This is a genomic window from Komagataeibacter sp. SM21 (genome assembly GCF_041402665.1).
Taxonomy (GTDB): Bacteria; Pseudomonadota; Alphaproteobacteria; order Acetobacterales; family Acetobacteraceae; genus Komagataeibacter; species Komagataeibacter saccharivorans.
The window spans coordinates 1-1,725 of record NZ_JBGLOV010000060.1 but is presented as its reverse complement, the minus strand read 5'-3'; the positions used below and the strand labels follow the sequence as shown (position 1 = coordinate 1,725).

Here is a 1,725-nt window from a genome sequence, read left to right as displayed (position 1 = left end):
GCTGGAGGGTGTGGACTGGCGCAATCCGCAGAAAACATGGAGACCTGAACTGGCGGGATAATAAAAACCGCGCCAGGTCAGCATATACTGGTACCCTTTTGAGCGCCCATGTGATCAACTGCCTTCATGACGGGAGACACGGACGACATCATCGCCTTGCGCGCGGCACTTGCCGCTGCCGAGGCGCGTGCCGAGGTCGCGGAAGCCCGTGCGGCCAGCGCCGAAGCGCAGATTGCCCATCTCAAACATCTTATCGCGCGGATGCGCCAGGACCGTTTCGGCGCCTCGTCGGAGCGGGGGCGCCGCCTGCTGGCCCAGCTCGAACTCGAATTGGAAGAGCTGGAGACGACACTCGCCGAGGACGCGCCCGAAAATGCGGCGGATCCCGCCGTCCGTGCGACAGCACCCAGGAGCAACCGGGGGCGCCAGCCCCTGCGTGCCGATCTGCCGCGCGAGCGGGTCGTCATCCCCGCACCGACACAGTGTCCGTGCTGTGGCAGCGATCGTCTGAGCAAACTGGGGGAGAGCGTCACCGAGACGCTGGAGGTGATCCCGCGCCAGTTCAAGGTCATACAGACGGTGCGGGAGAAGTTCACCTGCCGGGACTGCGAGAGCATCACCCAGCCACCCGCCCCCTTCCATCCGATCGCGCGCGGACGCGCCGGCCCATGGCTGCTGTCGACCATCCTGTGCGACAAGTTCCTGCAGCATCTGCCGCTGAACCGCCAGAGCGATGCCTTTGCCCGCGAAGGGATCGATCTCGACACATCAACGCTGGCCGACTGGGTGGGAGCCTGCACCGCGACGCTGGCCCCCCTGACTACGCTGATCCGGGCGCATGTGCTGGCGGCACAACGCCTGCACGCGGACGACACCACCGTGCCGGTTCTGGCGAAAGGCCGGACAGTCACCGGACGATTGTGGAATTATGTGCGTGATGATGGTCCATTTGGTGGGCCAGCACCGCCAGCCGTCTGGTTCCGGTATTCCCGGGACCGCAAGGGCGAACATCCCACGGACCATCTCACCGGCTGGACCGGCATTCTGCAGTCAGACGCCTATGCGGGTTATAATACTCTGGCGAAACCGGGACGCCAACCCGCGCCGGTTGTCTCCGCCGGATGCTGGGCGCATGGACGCAGGGGACTGTTCAAAATCGCCGAGAGGGACAAGGCGCCCCTCGCCATAGAGGCAGTAGGCAGGATCGACGCCATATTCCAAGCCGAGCGCACCATCAACGGTACGCCCCCAGAACATCGGCTGGCAGTCCGTCAAACAGACATAGCCCCTCTGGTCGACGATCTGTTCGACTGGATGCGGGAGTGTTGCCGGCGCATGTCGACAAAAAATCCCGTTGCCCACGCCATGAACTATTTTCTCAGACGTGCCGATACATTCACACGATTCCTCACTGACGGCCGGATCTGCCTCTCAAACAATGCAGCAGAACGCGCCCTGCGCGGCATCGCCCTGGGCAGGAAAGCCTGGTTGTTCGCCGGGTCCGATCGTGGCGGAGAGCGCGCCGCCGCCATGTATTCCCTGATCGTCACCGCGCGCCTGAACGATGTCGATCCCCATGCATGGCTCGCTGATGTCCTGGCACGGATCAATGACATCCCCAATCCACGCCTCCATGAACTCCTGCCCTGGCACTGGAAAGCCCACCAGCAGGTCCACAATACCATCGCCGCCTGAATACGCCCGCGTCTCCCGCCGGATGCTTAC

Annotated in this window: 1 protein-coding gene; it reads left to right on the top strand. The window is 63.7% G+C overall.

What is annotated here, in order from left to right; genetic code table 11:
- The first annotated feature begins 126 nt into the window (after window positions 1-126).
- On the top strand, window positions 127-1,695 hold the full coding sequence (gene tnpC / locus ACBR42_RS16980) for an IS66 family transposase (RefSeq protein WP_075594768.1): 1,569 nt from the start codon (window positions 127-129) through the stop codon (window positions 1,693-1,695).
- Window positions 1,696-1,725 lie beyond the last annotated feature (30 nt).

Coding starts and splice junctions, on each gene's coding strand:
- tnpC (WP_075594768.1), top strand. CDS start 127: ATGACGGGAGACACGGACGACATCATCGCCTTGCGCGCGGCACTTGCC.